Origin of the sequence: Actinoplanes italicus (genome assembly GCF_003001815.1) — a bacterium.
Taxonomy (GTDB): domain Bacteria; phylum Actinomycetota; class Actinomycetes; order Mycobacteriales; family Micromonosporaceae; genus Actinoplanes; species Actinoplanes italicus.
Map to the genome: position 1 here is coordinate 213,627 of NZ_PVMZ01000011.1, position 14,353 is coordinate 227,979.

The 14,353-nt window shown below is 70.0% G+C and carries 12 protein-coding genes; 6 read left to right on the plus strand and 6 right to left on the minus strand.

All coding sequences use genetic code 11. The annotated features are described in order from the left end of the window. The first annotated feature begins 11 nt into the window (after positions 1-11). Positions 12-749, plus strand: coding sequence for a hypothetical protein (locus CLV67_RS26560; RefSeq protein ID WP_106323002.1), 738 nt, complete (start codon positions 12-14; stop codon positions 747-749). Positions 750-827: 78 nt separating this feature from the next. Further along, complete coding sequence (locus CLV67_RS26565) at positions 828-1,898, plus strand: hypothetical protein (RefSeq protein WP_106323003.1); 1,071 nt, start codon at positions 828-830, stop codon at positions 1,896-1,898. A gap of 240 nt (positions 1,899-2,138) precedes the next feature. On the opposite strand, the gene CLV67_RS26570 is transcribed toward CLV67_RS26565, so the two are convergent. Genes CLV67_RS26570 through CLV67_RS26580 form a run of 3 tightly spaced genes read right to left on the minus strand, consistent with a single transcriptional unit; the run spans position 2,139 to position 4,783 of the window. Beyond that, entirely contained in the window at positions 2,139-2,897 is a 759-nt protein-coding gene (locus tag CLV67_RS26570; RefSeq protein ID WP_106323005.1) for an ABC transporter ATP-binding protein, read from the minus strand. Continuing rightward, the gene (locus CLV67_RS26575; protein WP_106323007.1) at positions 2,884-3,915 is read right to left on the minus strand and encodes a taurine ABC transporter substrate-binding protein; all 1,032 of its coding nucleotides are present in this window, start codon (positions 3,913-3,915) and stop codon (positions 2,884-2,886) included. The genes CLV67_RS26570 and CLV67_RS26575 overlap by 14 nt, the downstream gene beginning before the upstream one ends. A gap of 16 nt (positions 3,916-3,931) precedes the next feature. Further along, complete coding sequence (locus CLV67_RS26580) at positions 3,932-4,783, minus strand: ABC transporter permease (RefSeq protein WP_203737278.1); 852 nt, start codon at positions 4,781-4,783, stop codon at positions 3,932-3,934. A 124-nt stretch (positions 4,784-4,907) separates the two neighbouring features. On the opposite strand from CLV67_RS26580, the gene CLV67_RS26585 reads away from it, so the two are divergent. From CLV67_RS26585 to CLV67_RS26600, 4 genes are read left to right on the plus strand one after another with little or no spacing between them, the layout of a single operon-like run. Continuing rightward, positions 4,908-5,819: an amino acid ABC transporter permease gene (locus CLV67_RS26585; RefSeq protein WP_106323009.1), complete on the plus strand. Its 912-nt coding sequence runs from the start codon at positions 4,908-4,910 to the stop codon at positions 5,817-5,819. Next, positions 5,816-6,571 (plus strand): amino acid ABC transporter ATP-binding protein, encoded by a 756-nt coding sequence (locus CLV67_RS26590; protein ID WP_106323011.1) that lies wholly within the window; start codon positions 5,816-5,818, stop codon positions 6,569-6,571. The genes CLV67_RS26585 and CLV67_RS26590 overlap by 4 nt, the downstream gene beginning before the upstream one ends. Positions 6,572-6,625: 54 nt before the next feature. Continuing rightward, entirely contained in the window at positions 6,626-7,609 is a 984-nt protein-coding gene (locus tag CLV67_RS26595; RefSeq protein ID WP_106323013.1) for an ABC transporter substrate-binding protein, read from the plus strand. Then, positions 7,606-8,301, plus strand: coding sequence for a GNAT family N-acetyltransferase (locus CLV67_RS26600; RefSeq protein ID WP_106323015.1), 696 nt, complete (start codon positions 7,606-7,608; stop codon positions 8,299-8,301). The genes CLV67_RS26595 and CLV67_RS26600 overlap by 4 nt, the downstream gene beginning before the upstream one ends. On the opposite strand, the gene CLV67_RS26605 is transcribed toward CLV67_RS26600, so the two are convergent. The 3 genes from CLV67_RS26605 to CLV67_RS26625 all read right to left on the minus strand — a co-directional run bounded on the left by CLV67_RS26605 (position 8,279) and on the right by CLV67_RS26625 (position 14,326). Next, positions 8,279-9,313 carry a LysR family transcriptional regulator gene (locus CLV67_RS26605; RefSeq protein WP_203737276.1) on the minus strand — a complete coding sequence of 345 codons (1,035 nt, stop codon included), beginning with the start codon at positions 9,311-9,313 and terminating at the stop codon, positions 8,279-8,281. The genes CLV67_RS26600 and CLV67_RS26605 overlap by 23 nt on opposite strands. Positions 9,314-11,591: 2,278 nt before the next feature. After that, a complete protein-coding gene (locus CLV67_RS26620) occupies positions 11,592-12,578 on the minus strand; it encodes an SMP-30/gluconolactonase/LRE family protein (protein ID WP_106323020.1) in 987 nt (328 codons plus the stop codon). Positions 12,579-13,093: 515 nt separating this feature from the next. Further along, positions 13,094-14,326: an MFS transporter gene (locus CLV67_RS26625; protein ID WP_106323022.1), complete on the minus strand. Its 1,233-nt coding sequence runs from the start codon at positions 14,324-14,326 to the stop codon at positions 13,094-13,096. Between the last annotated feature and the right edge of the window lie 27 nt (positions 14,327-14,353).

The window sequence follows — 14,353 nt, forward strand, 5'->3', positions numbered from 1 at the left end:
ACGAGGACGAGATGACGACGAGATCGCGTACGGCCGCACTGACCCTGACCGTCCTGCTGCTCACCGCGTGCCGGCCGGCGGACCCCGCGCCGGCGGGCCCCACACCACCGGCGCCGTCCGGCAACGGCATCGAGACACTCGGGGCCGCGGAGATCCTCAGCCGCACGCGGGCCGCGTTCGCGAGCGCCGGCTCGTACCGCTTCGACGGCTGCCGCGGCACCGAGGGACCCCGGGCCTGCGCCGAGTACCAGGCCACCGGCGACGACTTCATCGGACGGCTCCGGGCGCTGGACGGCACCGCGGAGATCCTCGCCGTGGACGGCCGGCACTACATGCGCCCCGATGAGAAGATGTGGGACCAGCTGCTCGAGTCCGTCACGGCCGAGCAGAAGTCGAACATGCTCGAGCGCGCGGGCGACAACTGGATCGAGACGCAGGCCGGTGGTGACTCCTTCGGCGCCAGGTTCGACCGGGCCGATCTCGTCGCGGACCTCGACGCGATCGAGGAGGTCACCATGGGGGCCCAGACCGAGGTCGACGGCCGGCCGGCGTTCACCCTGGGCACCGCCGACGGCAGCCTCATCGTCGCGACGACGGGCGAGCCGTATCCCCTCCGATGGGGTCTGGACGCGAGTTCGGTCACGCTGTCCGGCTTCGGCGCCACGTTCCCACCGGTGCAGGCGCCACCCGCGGACCAGGTGGTCAGCCTGGCCGACGTGATCGCGGCGGTCGACGGCCCGGGAGCCTGACCGGCCCGAAGACCTTATGCGGCGGGACCGGCGACCGATCTGTGCGGCGCCACTTCCCCGCGATCTCCGAGGTCCCGCATGCCAGTTCTGTCCCGCCCCGCGATCCTGCTCGCCGCCGCCACGGTCGCGGCCGGACTCCTCGTCGCGCCGGGCGCCGCCCTCGCCACACCGTCCACCCCGGCCGCCACCCTCGCCTCACCGGCCGCCACTCTCGCCTCACCGGGCACCGCCCTCGCCGCCGAGACGACGACCGAGCTCACCGCCGCCGAGATGAAGGCCGCGATCGCGACCGTCACCGAGGCGACCGTCGCGGCGGGCGCCAAGGGCTGGGCCGCGCAGGGCGGCTTCAGCATCTCGGCCGGCGGCAGCAGCCTCACCGGCTGGCAGCGACTGCGGATGGACCGGGTCCGCTGGGTGGCGGACTCGACGTTCGCGATCACCGGGAGCCCCGAGTCCCGGTCGGTCCTCAAGCAGGGCGCCGGCATCTACGACCCGGTCGGGGACGGCATGAGCCGGTCCGCGCTGAAGATGATGGGACGGCCCGCGGTCCAGTACGTCTTCGAGGCTGACAAGTCGGTCACGCTCGACAAGGCTGCGCCCGGCCCGGTGGAGCTGGCCGCGCCGACGATCGCCGCCGGGACGAGGACGGTGCACGAGGACGGCACGACCGACTACCGGTTCAGTGACCCGACGGTGGGCGACGTGACGCTGCACGCCGACGGTTCGGCGGTGCTGACCGCGGCCGAGTCGTCCCTGACCGACGACGGCCTGACCGTGTCGATGGAGATCGACTACAACTACGGCGAGCAGGACGTCCCGGTGCCCGTGGCCGGTGAGACGATCGACGCGAAGACGCTGACGACCGGTATCGCGTACCTCAACATGGCCTCGAGCGTGAAGTACGCCGCGACCGACGGTGCCGCCGCCACCCGCAAGGCCGCCAAGGGCGGCAAGATCAAGGTCGCGACGCTGCGCAAGCTGGTCGGCAAGGAGGCCGCGGCGGCCAACAAGTCCGCCGGGGCGGCGGTGGTCAAGGTCAAGAACATCACTTCGGGCGTACGGGTACACGCGACCAACCCGTGGACGAAGCAGTCGGTCGCCTACACGGTGAAGGCGTCCGGCAAGAAGGTCGTCGTGAAGAAGGCCTGACCCCGCGTGGTGACCTGCACCCTCCGCGAGCCGCAGGTCACCACGCAACCGCCGCCACCCAACTGCGTGGTGACCTGCACCCACCCGCGAGCCGTAAGTCACCACGCAACCGCCGCCACCCAACTGCGTGGTGACTTACGCCCACCAGCGAGCCACACATCACCACGCAACCGCCCCCGCCCTCCCGCGTGGTGAACTGCGCCCACTGGCGAGCCATACATCACCACGCGGGATCGGGGGTCAGGTGGTCACGCGGTCTCGGATGGCGTGGCCGATCTCGGCCCGCAGAGCGGCGAACTCCGGCAGGCCCCGCAGCTCGTCGGCGGCGATACCGGTGCGCGGCAGGTCGATCCGCAGGTCCAGGGCGATCCGCCCCGGCCGTGGTGTCAGGACCACCACCCGGCTGCCGAGGAACACCGCCTCGTCGACGCTGTGCGTGACGAAGACGCTGGTGCGTCCGGTCTCGACACTGACCCGCCGCAGATCGTCCTGCAGTTTCTCGCGCGTGAGCGCGTCCAGGGCGGCGAACGGCTCGTCGAGCAGCAGCAGGGGGTTCTCGACGGCCAGCGCCCGGGCGATGGCCACCCGCTGCTGCTGACCGCCGGAGATCTGCCACGTGCGCCGCTTGGCGACGTCGTGCAGACCCACCTTCGCGAGCAGCTCGTCGACCCGCTCGGCCCCGGCGGGCTGGCCCGCGTACTTCAGCGCCAGCGCCACGTTGCCGCCGACGGTCTTCCACGGGAACAGCCGCGGCTGCTGGAAGACCAGCCCGGCCCCGCGTCCCGGAACGGGAGCCGTGCCGTCGGTCAGCACGGTCCCGTTCGTGGGCTGCTCGAACCCGGCGATCAGGCGCAGCAGCGTGCTCTTGCCGCAGCCGGACGCGCCGACCAGGACCAGGAACTCCCCCGCCGGGACGGTCAGGTCGATCGGCCCGACCGCGGTGACGTCCCCGTAGGAGTGCGAGACGCCGTCGACGACGATCGCGTCAGCCGAGGACACCCGGGAGCCCCTTCACGTAGATCGCCTTCTGCACGTCGGCCAGCGAGGGCACGGCGTCGATCTTCTGCTGCGACTTGAGGAACTCGGCGGCGCTGACCAGGTTGTCGGCCAGCTTGCCGGGCGCGCCCTCGGTGCCCAGCCACTCCGGCGACGACAGGTCGGCCGGCTTGAGGAACACGCCCTGGGACAGCTGCGCCTTGGCCTCGTCGGCGGACAGGTTCAGCTCGGCGCCGACGGCCTTGGCGGCCGCGTCCGGGTCGCTGGCGATGATGTCGAGAGCCTGGGCCTCGGCCTTGCGCCACGCGTCGACGGCCTCCGGGTGCGCGGTGACGAACGCGGTGGAGACGACACCCAGATCGAGGGTCGGCTTGCCACCGGCGGCCAGCTCGCGGCTGGTGATCAGGACCTTGCCGGTCTTCTTCAGCTCGTCGAGCGACGGCAGCCAGCTGTACGCGGCGTCGATGTCACCGCGGGTCCAGGCGGCCAGGATGTCCTGCGGCTCGAGGTCCACGATGGTCAGCTCGGACTCCTTGACCCCGGCTTTGTCCAGCGCCGCGAGCAGGCTGTAGTGGGCGGTGGAGGCGAACGGGGTGGCGACCTTCTTGCCGCGCAGCGAGGCCACGTCGGTGACGTTGCTGCCGTTGCGGGCGACCAGCGCCTCGTTGTCACCGGCCACGTCGAGAACGAACGCGACCTGGTAGGGGATGTTCAGCGGGGCGGACAGGCCACGGGCCACCGGGCTGGAGCCGATCGCCGCGATGTCGAGGCTCTTGGCGACGAACGCGGTGTTGATGCTGGCGCCGGAGTCGAACTTCGTCCACGTGATCTTGTAGTCGGGCAGCGCCTTCTCGAGCAGCCCCTGGTTCTTGACGATCAGGTCACCGGACGGGAACGCCTGGTACGCGATCCGGATCGACTTCTCCTCCGGGTCGCCTCCGCCGCTGGCGGCCCCGTTGCCGCACGCGGCCAGCAGCAGAGCGGCGGTCGCGCCGGACAAAACAGCGAGGAACTTCTTCACTGGAACGATTCCCTATCTATGCGCGGCCCCGCCACGGGATCAGGCGTTCTTCGCTGATCCGCAGCAGAGCATCGATGAGCAGGCCGGAGAGGCCGATGGCGAAGAGGCCGAGGACGACCACGTCGGTCTGTGAGTAGCGCTGGGCGTCGCGGATCATGCCGCCGATGCCGGGGACGCCGTTGATGGTCTCGGCGGCGACCACCGAGGAGTACGCGACGCCGACCGCCAGCCGGATGCCGGTCATGATCTCCGGCAGGGCGTTGGGCAGCACCACGTCGCGGATGGTCTGCCAGCGTCCTGCGCCGAGCGCGCGGGCCGCCTCGACCAGGCCGGTCGGTGCGCCGTGGACGGCGGCGGCGGTGGCCACCGCGACCGGGGGCAGGGCGGCGATCGACAGCAGCCACAGCTTCGGGGTCTCGTCGATGCCGAACCAGATGATGAACAGGCTGAAGTACGCGAGCGGCGGCAGCGCGCGGACGAACGTGACGACCGGCTCGGCGACGACCCGCAGCCAGCCGACGGTGCCGAGGAGCACACCGATCAGCAGACCGCCGGCCACGCCGATGGCCGAGCCGATGACGATCCGCCGCAGCGAGACGCCCAGGTGCTCGATGAGCAGGTGGCCGCTGTATCCCCGTACGCCGTCATGGGTCGTCGAAGTGGTGATCAGCTGATCCCAGACCGCGCCGGGCGAGGGGATGAAGGTCGGGTTGTTCATGACCCGCGCCGTCACCTCCCACAGAAGGTAGAGCGCGACCAGGGCGAGGAGACGCAGCGTCAGCCGGCGACGGAGGCCGCCGGCGGGCGCGAGCGCCGCCCTCTCCACCGGCGATGCAGGTGGGGCGGGAGCAAGGGTGGTGGTGGTCACGGGATATTTCCTACCTCATCTATGGAGTTAGAGGCAATATCCGTCCCACGTGCAACAACTTCGTAAAACATATATTTCTGATAGGACTTGAGGGAGATGGGTGCTGCTGCCTAGCGTCATCGGCATGAGCGTCCTCACCCCGCCGCGGCAGCGGACCGCCGCCGGCGACGAACTCGTCGTCGTTCCCGCCCGACACCCGTGGCGGTGGGCCGCGACCGCGCTCGTGCTGGTGCTGCTCGCGCAGTTCACGCATGGACTGGTCACCAACCCCGGCTGGGACTGGGAGACGTTCTTCGGCTACTTCCTGGAGAAGACCGTCGTCGAGTCGCTGCTGCTCACCCTCGAGCTGACTTTCGCCGGCGCGGTCCTCGGCTTCCTCGGTGGCATCCCGCTCGCCGCGATGCGGCTGTCGTCCAACCCGGTGCTGTCCGTGGTGAGCTGGGCCTACATCTGGGTGTTCCGGTCCGTGCCACTGCTGGTGCAGCTGCTGTTCTGGGCCAACCTGGGATACCTCTACGAGACGCTGCAGGTCGGCATCCCGTTCGGGCCGGGCTTCTCGTTCCCGACCGTCAACCTGATCAGCTCGTTCGGCGCGGCGGTCCTCGGCCTCGCGCTGCACGAGGCCGCCTACGCCGGCGAGATCATCCGGGCCGGCCTGCTCTCGGTCGACTCCGGCCAGCACGAGGCCGCGGCCGCGCTCGGCATCCCGAAGTGGCGGCAGTTCTATCGGATCGTGCTGCCCCAGGCGATGCGCGCGATCCTGCCGAACGCCGCGAACCTGCTGGTCAACCTACTCAAGAGCACGTCCATCGTGTACATCCTGGCGATCGGTGAGCTGTTCTACCAGGTGCAGGTGATCTACGGCCGCAACGGGCGGGTCGTGCCGCTGCTGATGGTCGCGACCGTCTGGTACGTGATCCTCACCGCCCTGCTCTCGGTCCTGCAGTACTACACCGAGCGGCACTTCGCCCGCGGCGCGGTCCGCAACCTGCCGCCCACCCCGTTCCAGAAGCTGAAGGCGGCGATCAAGCGATGATCGAACTGACCGGTGTGCACAAGTCGTTCGGCAGCATCGAGGTACTGCGCGGCGTCGACCTGTCGGCGAAGGCCGGCACGGTCACCGTGATCCTCGGCCCGTCCGGCTCGGGCAAGTCGACCCTGCTGCGCTGCATCAACCACCTGGAGAAGGTCGACCGCGGCACGGTACGGGTCGATGGCGAGCTGATCGGCTACCGGCAGAACGGCAACCGGCTGCATGAACTCAGCGAGCGGCAGATCCTCAAGCAGCGCGCCAGGATCGGCTTCGTCTTCCAGAACTTCAACCTGTTCCCACACCTCACGGCCCTGCAAAACGTGGCCGAGGCGCAGATCTCGGCGCTGCGCAGAACCACGAGCCAGGCGTACGAGAAGGCCCATGAGCTGCTGGAGCTGGTGGACCTCTGGGACCGCGCCGGGGCGTACCCGCGTCAGCTCTCCGGGGGCCAGCAGCAGCGGGTGGCCATCGCCCGGGCACTGGCACTGGACCCGAAACTGATCCTCTTCGACGAGCCCACCTCCGCGCTCGACCCGGAACTCGTCGGCGAGGTCCTGGACGTGCTGCGCGATCTGGCCGCCCGCGGCACCACGATGATCGTGGTCACGCACGAGATCGGTTTCGCGCGGGAGGCCGCCGACACGGTCGTGTTCATGGACGACGGCCGCATCGTCGAGCGGGGCCGCCCCGACCAGGTGCTCGACAACCCCCAGCACGAGCGGACCCGCGCCTTCCTCTCCAAAGTCCTCGTCTAGGCGTTCCGGCACCCGGATTCTTCATCTCCCACTTTCCGAGAAACAGGAGCATTCATGCGTACGAAATGGATAGTCGGTCTTGCGGCGGTGGCCCTGAGCCTGACCGCCTGCGCCGCACCGGAGGAGAAAGCGCCGGTGCCGGCCGCGGCGGCCGGAAACGCCTCCGCCGCGGCCGCGCCCAGCCTCAACACCGGGCCGGAGCAGAACCGGATCAAGCCGCCGAAGGACGAGGCCGCCGCCGCGCTGCTGCCGGCCGACGTCAAGGCGTCCGGCAAGCTGATCATCGGCGTCGGCGCGGCCGGGTCCGGCTTCCCGCCGCTCGCCTTCGCCGCCACCGACAACAAGACGCTGATCGGCAACGAGCCCGACATCGCCGTCGCGATCGCCAGCACCCTGGGCCTCGAACCGGTCCTGGAGAACACCTCCTGGGAGAACCTGTTCATCGGCCTGGACAGCGGCAAGTTCCAGCTCGGCGCGTCGAACATCACCGTCACCGAGGAGCGCAAGCTCAAGTACGACTTCGTCACCTACCGCCTGGACAACCTGGCGTGGCTGGCGAAGAAGGGCTCCGGCCTCAAGATCACCGAGCCGAAGGACATCGCCGGCAAGAAGGTCTCGGTGAGCTCCGGCACCAACCAGGAGAAGATCCTGGTCGAGTGGGCCGAAGAGGTGAAGAAGGCGGGCCTGCCCGCGGTCGACATCAAGTACTACCAGACCAACCAGGCCGTCTATCTGGCGCTCGGCTCCGGTCAGATCGACATCCACCTCGGCCCGAACCCGTCGGCCGCCTACCACGTCGCGACCACCGGCCAGACCGAGATCGTCGGCACCTACTCCGGCGCCGGCAAGGACCTCCAGGGCCTTATCGCACTGACCACCAAGAAGGACAACGGCCTGGTCAAGGCGTACGCCGCGGCGCTCGACAAGCTCATCGCCTCCGGTGACTACGCTCGCATCCTCGAGCGCTGGAACCTCAAGAACGAAGGCGTCACGAAGGCCGAGGTCAACCCGCCGGGCCTGCCGATCGAGGGCAAGTGACCCGCGCGCTCGCCCCGGCCGCGGTCCTGGACAACCCGGCGTGGAGCTCCCTCATCGGTGCGCACTCAGGTTTCGCGGTGGTGCACGGGCAGGCGGCACGGTACGACCACGAGGTCGCCCCGTTCCACGCCCTGGCCGACCCGTCCGATCCGCGGGCCTGGGCCGATCTGACCGCACTGGTCGCGCCCGGGACCGCGGTGACGATCGCCGGGGCGGGCGCGGCCGCCCATCCGGGCTGGCAGGTCGACGGCAGCGTCGCCGGTGTCCAGCTGGTCGACGTCTCACTGCGGCCGGCCCCGGCTCCGGACGCCGTCCGGCTCGGCGCCGCCGACGTACCGGAGATCCTCGACCTGATCGACCGCACCCAGCCCGGCCCGTTCCGCCGGCGGACCGTCGAGCTCGGCACCTACCTGGGACTGCGCTCGGCGGACGGCCGGTTGGTCGCGATGGCCGGCGAGCGGCTGCACCCGGCCGGGTGGACCGAGATCAGCGCGGTCTGCACCGACCCGGCACATCGGAAGAAGGGCCTGGCCACGTACCTGATCAGGGCGGTCGCGGCCGGAATCCGGGAGCGCGGGGAGACCCCGTTCCTGCACACGTCGGCCGGCAACGTGACCGCCATCCGGCTGTACGAGTCGATCGGGTTCCTGCTGCGGAAACGGACCGACTTCACAGCCTATCGGCGGCTCTGACCGGATTCTCCCCGCCGGGGCTCTCCTCGCCGGGGCTCTCCTCGGCGGCGGCGACCGGGATCTCCTCGTTCGCCGCGGCGAGCGCCTCCATCTCGTCGCGGGCCTCGCGCTCCGCCGATCCGGGCAGGTCCCGGCCCGCGACCTCGACCAGATGGTGCCGCAGCGACTGGGCGGCCACACTCAACGGCCGGTTCCGCTGGTGCATCACCCCGATCGGCGGGTGCGCCGGCGGAGGATGCAACTGACGTACCGCGATCACCGGTCCGGCCTCCGCGGCCACCGTCCGGGACAGCAGGCCCACCCCCAGACCGGCTCCGACCAGCTCGCGGACCCCGGCAAGGCTGTGCGTCTCGAAATACACGCGCGGCAGGAATCCGGCGGACCGGGCCGCGTCCTCCAGGATCCAGCGCAGCCCACTCCCGGGCGGCATGCTGACGAACGGCTCATCGCGTACCTCTCCCAGTGTCAGCCGGCCGCCGTGGGCCAGCGCGTGCCCCGGCGGCAGGGCCAGCAGCAGCCGCTCGTCGGCGAGCGGCACCGCGTCGAAACGGGGCGGCAGATCGGCGTACATCGGCCCGACCACCAGGTCGAGCTCACCGTTGTCGCAGGCGCCGAGCAGCCCGGTGATCCGCCCGGAACGCAGCCGTACCGCGATCTGCGGATGCCGGTCACGGAACTTCGCCAGCGCACCGGCCAGGTCGTACGGCCCCAGCGCGGCCGTGGCACCGATCAGCACCCGCCCGCTGACCACCGCGGTGATCTCGGTCATCTCACCGCGGGCCCCGTCGAGCTCGGCCAGGATCCGCCGCGCCCGGGCCACGAACATCTCCCCCGCCGGGGTGAGCGCGACCTTGCGGGTGGTCCGCGCGAACAGCGTCACCCCGAGCTCCACCTCGAGAGCCCGCACTTGCGACGACACCGCCGACTGCGCCACATGCAGCCGCTCGGCCGCGCGGGTGAACCCGCCGTAGCGAGCCACCGCCTCGACATAGCTGAGCTGCCGGATCTCCACCTCCCGATGGTGATCAGCAAGCCACCCCACCACACCAACAAAGATCAAATTCACCCGGATCGGGTACGGCCGGAGCGTCCCGACACGACGTCTCCCCGGGTCCCGCGGCCGGCGCCACGGTCAACGACCCGCCACGCGGGACCGGCGGCCTGCTCACTCGCGGCGTGAGGTCATCGACATCGGCCCGGGGTACGTCGCCGGGGCCATGAGATGTTCCACCGACACGGTTCACTCTTCGCTTTCTCTGACGCTTGCCCACTGTGTTCATCGTCTCGGTCCGGGGATTTGGCATGATCAAGTGCTTACAGTTCTTGATCGGGGTCCGGAACAATTTATGTATGGGGCAGGCTTCATTGTTCAGTCGCGCGGAAACAGCCGCGATGCGCGATCGGACCGCGTCGCGGAATTACTCTGCGAGCCGGGATGAATTCCGCCGTGAGCACGAGCGGCGCCGGTTCTGGGGATTGCGCCGGCGGCATGCCGAGAAACTGCGCCGGAACCGCGAGGCCGGGTGTGGCTCCGCCCCGTCCCCGTCCGATCCGGCTCCCGCGGCCCTGCTGATCGTTCCGCTCTCTCCCTCGCGCCCCGCGGGGACATCCTCCGCTGTGGAGCCGTCGACTCCATCGGTGTCGGCCGCCGCCTCAGCCACGTCCTCGACCCGCACCTCAGCCCCGCCTTCGGCCTCCGCCATTCCCTCGGCCTCCGCTTCGACCACGGCTTCACCCACGCCCTCGGCCCTCGCCTCCGCCACACCCTCCGCCTCCCCTTCACCCACGCCCTCGACCCCCACCTCCGCCACACCCTCGGCCCCCACCTCCGCCACACCCTCGGCCCCCACCTCCGCCACACCCTCGGCCCCCACCTCCGCCACGCCCTCGGCCCTCGCCTCCGCCACGCCCTCGGCCCTCGCCTCCGCCACGCCCTCGGCCCTCGCCTCCGCCACGCCCTCGGCCCTCGCCTCCGCCAGGCCCTCGGCTCTCGCTTCGGCCTCGTCTTCGCCGGATCGATACTCGGCGGCACGACCCGCTGCCTCGGCAACGTTGGCAGCACCTTGTGCAGTGCAAGCAGTCAGCTCGGCGGAGGTAGCACCGGGTGGACTATTCCGGCGGCCACGGATCGCGGTACGACCGGTTGATCCGGTGGCACCGAGTTCGATCACGCGGGGTGCACCATTTCGCTGGGCGCAGCGGTCGCTGCTTGCGATTCGGCGACCTGAGCGTTGCGCCGGGCCAGCGATGCCGTCCGCGTCTCGCCCGGTGCACTGTGGAATATTGTTGAATGGGGGTGGTCTTCGCAGGACGGAGGTCACGGTAATGGATTTCGGTGCTTTCCTTCCCGCCCGCGCCGATTGCGGTCACCCGGCGATGGTCACCGAAAACACAACCGACTTCTGTTTAATACTTTCCGCTTTCCGGTTCGAACGGGACCAGTCCAACCAGAAAGGCGTTCCTGGCCTGGTCGGGGCTGCGCGGAAGAATTCAGAATCAGCATTTGCTGGGAGCTGCCGTTTCGATACGGCTGGCGGAAAAGCGAGCACCTTCCCGCCAGTGCCGGGCGACACTCACCGGGCCGGCGCCTTCCACAAGCCCGTCGACGTCTCACCAAGCCAGGCGACATCCCGGCAAGCCGGCGACGTCTCACCAAGCCAGGCGACATCCCGGCGACGTCTCACCAAGCCAGGCGACATCCCAGCAAGCCAGGCGATGTCTCACCAAGCCAGGCGACGTCTCACCAAGCCAGGCGACATCCCAGCAAGCCGGGCGATGTCTCACCAAGCCAGGCGACGTCTCACCAAGCCGGGCGACATCCCGGCAAGCTCGACCACTCCCCAGCAAGCCCGACAGCATCCCGCCAACCCGCGACGCCCGCCACTGGGCTGTCCGCCACGCCAGACCTCCACCGGACCAAGGCTGAGAGACGTCCGCCAAGCCGGTCGCCCTCCGCCAACCAATACCTTCGCCGACCCGGGCGAGAAGCCAGACCTTGCCGAGCGACACCCGCGACACCGGGCGACATGCACTGCCTCGAATTTCTCCACCGGGCCCGCCAATTGCGGAACCACCCGTCCGCCTCCTCGGTCAGCCCGACGTGCGAGGCGACGAGGTACACCGGTATCCCCAGGCCGGGGGATCCCTGTTTTCGGGCGCGTCGGGTTCCCGCCCTTCAGGGGACCGGGTTGGACGACCGGCGCGGCAGGAGGTGCGTCGTCCCGGCGGTCAGGCTGGGCGGTATGGCGTGGAATCGCGTCGGCCGGCACGGGTCGGCCGCCGGTCAGCGGTTACGGGGTGGCGAGGATGGCGATGTCGTCGCGGGTGAGGCTTCCGGCTACGAGGGTTCCGTTGTGTTCGGCGGCCGATGTCACGAAGCCGTAGGAGCCGTCCGAAGAACGTAGGTCGTGCACGATCCGACCTGTGGGGTCGAAGGCCATCACCCAGGCTATCGGCACTGCTCCGGGGCGGAACGCCACGGGCAGGTTCCACACCAGGAGCCGTAGGAAGCCCGGTAGTGGGAGCAGACGGTCCAGCAGCCGGTCCCGGGGTGCCGCGATTCCGGCCCAGATCAAGCCGTCGCTGCCCAGCCACAGGTTGTCGGGGAAGCCTGGCAGGTTCTCGACCAGCATTTCTGTCGTGCCGGCGCGGGGGCCGTCCAGCAGGTACCTCTGGATCCGGTATCCGGCCGTCTCCGCCACCAGCAGGCTCAATCCGTCCGCTGCCAGGACCAGGCCGTTGGCGAACTTCAACCCGTCCAGCAACACGGTCACGGCGCCGGACGGGTCTCGTTGCAGCAGGCGGCCGGTGCAGGAGTGCTCGAACACGTCGCCCAGGTGGTCGTCGAGGTTCCAGCGGGTGGTCGACGACGTGAAATAGATCGTACCGTCGGGGGCCTCGACCACGTTGCTGGCGAAGGTGAGCGGCTCGCCGTCCACGGTGTCCACCAACACCTCCACGGTGCCGTCAGTGGCGACCCTCAGCAGTCCGCGATCGTGGTCGCAGACCAGCACGCCGCCGTCGGCGCCGGGGTGCAGGCCGAGAGGGCGTCCGCCGGTTTCGGCCAGCACCGTCCGGTCGCCGTTCGCCGGGTCGATTCGCACGATCCGGCCGTCGGCGAGGCCGGTGATCATCCGGCCGTCCGCGTCGAACACGACGTCCTCGGGTCCGTGCCCGCCGGTCGGCAGGGTGTACAGCACGCGCAGGGGCGCGGCCGGCTCGCCGGGAGCGAGTGCCGGCGGCGACCAGCGGCGCGGCCGGATCCATCGACGGGCCATCGGAACCTCCGAACACTGCGGTCGGGAACGGTGTGGCGATCAGAAGGAGACAAGGCTACGGAGACAAGGCTGCGATCAGAACGGCGCGGCGATCAGACGGAGACAAGGCTGCGGTCAGAACGGCGCGGCGATCGCATGGGGACAAGGCTGCGGTCAGGAAGGCCGATGCGGTGGCCAAGGCTGCGGTGGTCGAAAGGTTGCGGTGGTCAGAGGGCTGCGGAGGTCAGAAGGCTGCGGAGGTCGAAAGGTTGCGGTGGTCAGAGGGCTGCGGAGGTCAGAAGGCTGCGGAGGTCAGAGGGCTGCGGCGATTGACAACCGGTGCGGTGATCAAGAGCGACTTGGCGGTGGAGGGTGAAGCGACGCCCGGAAAGGACGAGGCGGCGGTCAGAAAACCATGCGCGGGCCGGAAGGGCAATATCAAGGCCGGAGAGACAGGACGATCGCCGAACGGACGGGGCGGTAGCCGGAAGGACCGGAGGGGCGAAGCGGAGCCAGGCGGCGGCCGGAAGAGCGGCTCAAGGGACGCTGTGGCGGGATGGGGCATGGTCGCTGGTCAGGGCGCGCACATCAGGCAATGCGATCACGGCGGTGCTTGCGGTGACCGCCACGGCCGCTCCGATCATCAGGAATGTCTCGGCGCCGAGTATCGGGGCCGCGAATCCGACCAGAACGTAGCCGAGCGGCAGGGTGATGAGGGAGCCGAACCAGTCGTAGGCGCTGACCCGGGACAGCATTTCGCGGGGGATGCGGCTCTGCAGGGTGGTCTCCCACAGGGTGCTGTAGACGCCCAGGCCGGAGCCTGCGATGAACGCGCCCGCCACGACGACCGCCAGTGGGGCCGACAGGGCCAGGGGCAGCAGCGCCGCCGCGAAGGCGAGCGATCCGATCATGGCGAGTACCAGGGGCCGCCGGGGGGTGAATCGCACCATCAGCAGGCCGCCGACGGCCGCGCCGGCTCCGAAGCCTGCGAGGGTGAAGCCCCAGCCGCGGGCGCCGCCGAGGCTGTCGGCGGCTATCTGTGGCCCGAGCACCAGGTAGGCCGACAGGCCGGCCAGGTGGACCACGCTGCTCTCCAGGACGCCGGCCCACAGCCAGCGGCGGGATCGGAACTCGCTCCAGCCCTCACGCAGGTCGGCGAGCACCCGGGTCGGTTCGGCACGGAACGCGGCGGTGTCGCGGGGTACGGCGAGCAGGAACAGGACGCTGATGAGGTACGACGCGGCGTCGATGACGAACACGATGCCGGGGTTGAACGCGGCCACCAGCAGACCACCGGCGGCCGGCCCGGCGAGACTGCCGATCGACCGGCCGAAGGAGATCAGCGCGTTGGCCCGCTGCAGGCTGGCGGGCTCGTTCAGCGACGGGATGAAGCCGCTGAGGGCGGGCCGGAAGAAGGCGGTGCCGAGGCCCTCGACGGCGGCGAAGAACATCAGCGCTACCAGCGGCACGTGCCCGGTGAACCACCAGATCGCCAGTGCCGCCTGGCTGACGGCCCGGATGCCGTCGCTCATCAGCATCAGGCTCCGGCGTGACAGCCGGTCGGCCAGCACGCCGCCGACGAGGATGAACACGACGGTCGGCAGGCGGCTCGCGCCGAGGACCAGGCCGAGACCGGAGACACCATGGCCGCTGGCGAGGACGGCGAAGGCCAGCGCGACCGGCACCATCTGGGAGCCGAGCAACGACGTGTAGAACCCCGCGAGGAGGTTACGCATCGGACGGCTGATCGACGGTGGCCGGCTATCCATGCCAGAAGTCTGCCATAGATGATCGCC